Source organism: Pseudomonas sp. (assembly GCF_037994325.1).
Taxonomy (GTDB): Bacteria; Pseudomonadota; Gammaproteobacteria; order Pseudomonadales; family Pseudomonadaceae; genus Aquipseudomonas.
Genome location: NZ_JBBNAH010000455.1, coordinates 1 through 5,796 on the forward strand (window position 1 = coordinate 1; position 5,796 = coordinate 5,796).

The 5,796-nt window shown below is 60.9% G+C and carries 2 protein-coding genes; one reads left to right on the forward strand and one right to left on the reverse strand.

Features of this window, described 5'->3' with window-relative positions; genetic code table 11:
• Positions 1-59: 59 nt before the first annotated feature.
• Positions 60-1,412 carry a TolC family outer membrane protein gene (locus AAAB16_RS15285; protein ID WP_340664089.1) on the reverse strand — a complete coding sequence of 451 codons (1,353 nt, stop codon included), beginning with the start codon at positions 1,410-1,412 and terminating at the stop codon, positions 60-62.
• A 369-nt stretch (positions 1,413-1,781) separates the two neighbouring features.
• Between AAAB16_RS15285 and AAAB16_RS15290 the strand changes: the two genes are divergently transcribed.
• A partial coding sequence (locus AAAB16_RS15290; RefSeq protein WP_340664090.1) for a retention module-containing protein occupies positions 1,782-5,796 on the forward strand: 4,015 nt, incomplete at its 3' end.

Sequence of the window (5,796 nt, forward strand, 5' to 3'; positions counted from 1 at the left end):
TAAACACACACCAACAAAAACGCCACCCCCGCAGGCGAGGGTGGCGTCTTCAACTGGCTTTAGTTCAAACCCGGCAACGCAATCTGCGGCTTGACCTCGTTCTGCACCACCGTCTCCATCGGTGCAACCACGCCCTGGCTTTTCAGCAAGGTGCCGAGGGTGGCCTGCAGACGGTACTGGCTGTACTGCTCAGCCAGCTTGATTTCAGCCAGACGACGCTGGGCGCTGAACAGCTCGTTTTCGCTGTCGAGCAAGTCCAGCAAGGTACGCTCGCCGAGGGCAAATTGCTTCTGGTAGGCGGTGCGCACTTGGGTGGTTTCATCCACGTACTTTTGTGCGATCGGCAACTGGGTACGGGCGTTGTTTAGCGCGTTCCAGGCCAGGCCGAGTTCTTCGTTCAACTGACGCAGGGCGTTGTTGCGAATGTCCAGCGCTTCGTTGGCTTGGTAGGAGCGCGCCTCCAGGGTGGCCTTGTCGCTGCCGCCGCTGTAGAGGTTGTAGCGCATGCGCACCATGGCTTCCCATTCGTTGTAGTGACCGTCCTGACCGTCGATATCGTTGTTGGCCGAACGGCCCAACTCGGCATCAAAACGTGGATAGAAGGTCGACTTGGCCGCTTTGTATTGCTGCTCGGCAGCGGCAATATCCGCTTCAGCCGAGCGCAGTACCGGGCTGTTTTCGATCAGTTGCTGGCGGGCCTGGGCCAGGGTATCGGGCAATTGCACGCCGGTAGCCGGGCGTTGCAGGTCGACAGCGTCAACACCCACAGCGCTATAGAAGTTGGTTTGCGCATCAACCAGGTTGGTTTGTTCGGTGATCAGGTTGTTACGGGCCTGAGCCAAACGCGCTTCGGCCTGGTTCAAGTCAGCCAGACGGCCCACGCCACGGTCGGTGCGCAGACGAATCTGATCGTGGATACGTTCGTGGCTGTCGAGGTTGTCTTGGGCTAGACGCACCAAGTCCTGACGGGTTAGCAGTTCCAGATAAACCTGGGCGACGGTCAGCGCGGTGCGCTCAGAGGTATTGAGCAAGGCATAAGCGCGGGAGTTGACGGTGGCCTTGTTGCGGCCGATTTCGCTGGAGGTGGCAAAGCCGTCAAACAGGTTCTGGGTCAAACGAATGGTCGACTCACCACGGTTGCGGGTTGACCAGTCGCTGTTATTGCCATCGGCGCGGGTAGACGGATTGTCGGTGCCTTCACGGCCATAACCGGCCAATACATCCACTTTTGGCAGGTAACCACCCTGGGCGGCGCGCAGCCCGGAGTCAGCCGCCAGGCGCCGGTTTACTGCCGCATGAACCTCAGGATGTTCGGTGACCGCTTGCTGCATGGCCTCCTGAAGAGTTTGAGCCGACACCGAAAAACTGGCACTTACAGCAAGAGGCAACAACGCAAGAAGACCGAAACGCATGGTGAGCTATCCCCTGAAACCTACTAACTACGCCGACATCAGGTTTGACGGGCACGAAAGTGGCAGATGTGAATTAGTTTTTATGAAGAAAAATTTAGTGAGAGCTACTTCTCAAATCGGTGTATCAGATTCACCTTACTAGCAAAGTGACATTACCTGACAGATTGTTTAGGATGTCACCCAATTGGTCAATAGTTTGGCATAAGAATGCCGTTCGTCGAAATACCGCTAGATTATTGACGACGCTTTCCAGACGCCTAAGCAATGGCAAGATCCTTGCCTGATTAGGTGCCACCCGCTCGACCGCACGACCTAACAGACCTTATCTGCGCTGCCGTTTGCCTGAAGTTACCCAGGGAGAGTCACTACATGAGCACTGTTGTTGCCATCGTTAAAAGCATGGTTGGCCAAGTTATCGCGACATCCGCCGAGGGCGCACAGCGCGTATTGGTCGAGGGCGACCGTCTTTATGTAGGTGACACGCTGGATACAGGCGCCGGTGGCATGGTGACCTTGGAATTGGCCGATGGCCGCATGCTCGACTTGGGCCGTGAAACCCAATGGTCCAGCGCCGACGCAGCCAGCTCAACCCCGACGCAGAGCGTTGCCGCGGCACAAACCGAAGTGCTCGATGTGCAACGTGCGATCGCCGCAGGCGCCGACCCAACCCAAGATCTGGCCCCTACCGCAGCCGGCCCGGGCGCAGGTGGTGCCGGTGGCGCAGCTGGCGGTAGCCACAGCTATGTGCTGCTGGCGGAGACCGCTGGCGAAGTCCAACCGGAAATTGGCATTACCTTTACTGACCCGACTGGCGGCGATGCCGTGGTGCAGGAGCAGACCTTTGGCGACAACCTGAATCTGCCCCCGTCGTTCACCTCGGCCGACGGAAATAATGCAAATTCGACAATTAACGTCACAACAGATGAAGACATTGCCTACAGCGGAAACTTTACCGCTGTGGATGGAAACGGCGATGCATTGACGTTTTCCGTAGTTGGCACGGGCGTCAGCCACGGTTCCTTGACGCTCACCCCGCAAGGCGCTTGGACCTATACCCCGGCTGCCAACTACAACGGCCCGGACAGTTTCCAGGTGGTTGTCAGCGACGGTCGCGGCGGCAGCGACACCCTCACGGTGAATATCGGCGTAACGCCGGTGAACGATGCGCCGGTTGCTGATGCAGCCACCGGCAGTGCCACCGAAGATGGCGCCATTGTCAGCGGCCAACTAAGCGCCAGCGACGTCGACAGCGGCGACACCCAGACCTTTACCCTCCAAGCCGGCACCACCGCGCCTGCTGGTTTCACCTTGAACGCCAATGGCACCTGGTCCATCGACCCCAGCAACGCGGCCTATCAAAGCCTGGGGGCTGGCCAGCAACTGACCATCGACGTGCCGTTTACCGTTACCGACAGCGGCGGCCTGACTAGCAACAGCGTGCTGACGCTGACCATTACCGGCGTTAACGATGCCGCCGTGCTGTCTTCGGCTACTGAAACCGTGGTTGAAACCGATAGCGCCATTACCACCGGCGGCACGCTGACCATCAGCGACATCGACAGCCCGGCAACCTTCGTCGCGCAAACCAACAGCGCCGGCAACTACGGCACCTTTAGCATCGACGCCGCCGGGGTATGGAGCTTCACCGCCAACTCCGCTTACAACGAATTGAATGTCGGCCAGAGCCTGAGCGACAGCTTTGACGTATTTGCCGCTGACGGCACTAAAACCACGGTCACCGTGACCATCAACGGCAGCAACGACGCGCCGGTAGCCAGCAGCACAGTGGTAGCCAATGGCAGCGAAGACCCGGCAGCGCCGATTGCGGTGACTTTGGGCGGTAGCGACGTAGATGGCACGGTGGTCAGCTACACCGTGCAATCACTGCCAACCAACGGCACCCTGTTCGCCGACGCTGCGGTCAGCGTGCCTGTCACGGTCGGTGTAGCGGTCAGCGGCCCGGTGTATTTCGTGCCCAATGCCGACTGGAATGGCACCACCACCTTTGACTACACCGCTACCGACAACAGTGGCGCCACCTCGGCGCCGGCCACCGCCACCATCAATGTAAGTGCGGTGCCTGATGCGCCAACCGTGGCCATCAGCACAGATGCCGACAACGACGGCACCGTGACCAATGTTGAGCTGGGCGGCTCGCCGACCCTTACCGTCACCGTGGGCCTGCCAGCAGACGCCGCCGCCGGCAACACCGTGACCGTTACCGGTAGCACCGGCACACCGGTATTGGTTGTGCTGACCCCAGCCATCATCAGCGCCGGTGTCATCACCGCCACCTTCCCAGTGCCCGCTGACGGCAGCACATTTACCGCGACAGCCACCGTTACCGATAACAACGGCCTGACCTCGCCATCGGCCAGCGACAGCGCGGTGATCGGCGACACCACCGCCACCGCTGCACCCACCGTGGTTATCAGCACCGACGTCAACAACGACGGCACCCTGAGCAACACCGAACTGGGCGCCTCGACCAGCGTTACAGTGAAAATCACCGTGCCAACTGGCACCCTGGTTGGCGATACGCTGAACATCACCAATCCAAACGGCAGCGTGACCCCACACACCGTGGTCGCTGCTGACCTGACTGATGGCGTAACCCTGACTTACCCACGTCCGGCCGATGGCCAGCCGATCAGTGTTTCCGCAACTATCACTGACGCTGCCGGCAATACCTCCGCACCTGGCAGCGACAGCGCCACCGTTGGCGATACCACCGCCACTGCCGCGCCAACCGTGGTGATCAGCACCGACACCAACAACGATGGCACCCTCAGCAATGTTGAGCTGGGCACCTCGACCAGCGTCACCGTGAAAATCACCGTGCCGGCCGGCACGCAAGTTGGCGACACGCTGAATATCACCAACCCCAACGGCAGCGTGACCCCACACACCGTGGTCGCCGCCGACCTGACTGATGGGCTCACCCTCACCTACCCGCGCCCAGCCGACGGCGTGGGCATTTCGGTGTCCGCCACCGTCACTGACGCAGCAGGCAACACCTCCGTTCCTGGCAGCGACAGCGCCATCGTTGGCAACACCACGGCGCCGGCTGCGCCGACCGTTGTCATTACTACGGACAGCAATAACGACGGCATCCTCAGTAACACTGAGCTGGGCAATACGACCTCCATCGGCACCTTTATCAAGCCGCCCGCCGGCGCCAAGCCAGGCGATATCCTTACTCTGTTTGTCAACGGTTCGCAGATCGGCACCATCCCCGTCAGCCAGGCGCTGATCACCAATGGCCTGACCTTGTATACCTACCGTGGCGCCGATGGCTCTGCGCTTACCGTTTCGGCCACCCTTACCGACGCCGACGGCAACGTTTCGGCACCGGGCTCGGACAACGCCGTGATTGGCGACACCACCGCCACCGCCGCGCCGACCGTGGTCATTAGCACCGACAGCAACAACAACGGCGTGCTTAGCGCTGCCGAGTTGGGCAATAGCACCACCGTGACCGTGAAGATCACGGTGCCGAACGGCACCCTGGTTGGCGACACCCTGAACATCACCAACCCCGACGGCAGCGTGACCGCCCACACCATCGTGGCGGCTGACCTCACCAACGGTGTTGAGCTGACCTACCCTCGCCCCGCCGACGGCGTTGGCCTTAGCGTTTCTGCCACCATTACCGACGCGGCCGGCAACAAATCGCTGCCAGGCAGTGACAGCGCCACCGTAGGCGACACCACCGCGACAGCCGCGCCGACCGTGGCAATCAGCACTGACAGCAACAACGACGGCACCCTGAGCAGCAGCGAACTGGGCACGGCCACCACCGTCACCGTGAAGATCACCGTGCCGACTGGCACCGTCATTGGCGACACGCTGAACATCACCAACCCAGATGGCAGCGTTACCCCGCATACCGTGGTCGCCGCCGACCTGACTGATGGCGTAACCCTGACTTACCCACGTCCGGCCGATGGTGCCGCTATTAATGTCTCGGCCACCATTACCGACGCCGCCGGCAACACCTCCGCTCCTGGCAGCGACAGCGCCACCGTGGGCGATACCACTGCCACTGCCGCGCCAACCGTGGTGATTAGCACCGACGCCAACAACGACGGCACCTTAAGTGCTATCGAACTGAGTGCCACGACCATCGTCACGGTGAAGATCACCGTACCGACCGGCACCGTAGCGGGCGACACGCTGAAAATTACCAACCCCGATGGCAGCGTTAGCACGCACACCGTTGTGGCGGCCGACCTTACCGATGGCCTTGAACTGACTTACCCACGTCCGGCTGACGGCACCGCGATCAATGTCTCCGCGACCATCACCGATGCTGCGGGCAATACCTCCGCGCCAGGCAGCGACAGCGCCACCGTTGGCGATACCACTGCCACTGCTGCGCCTA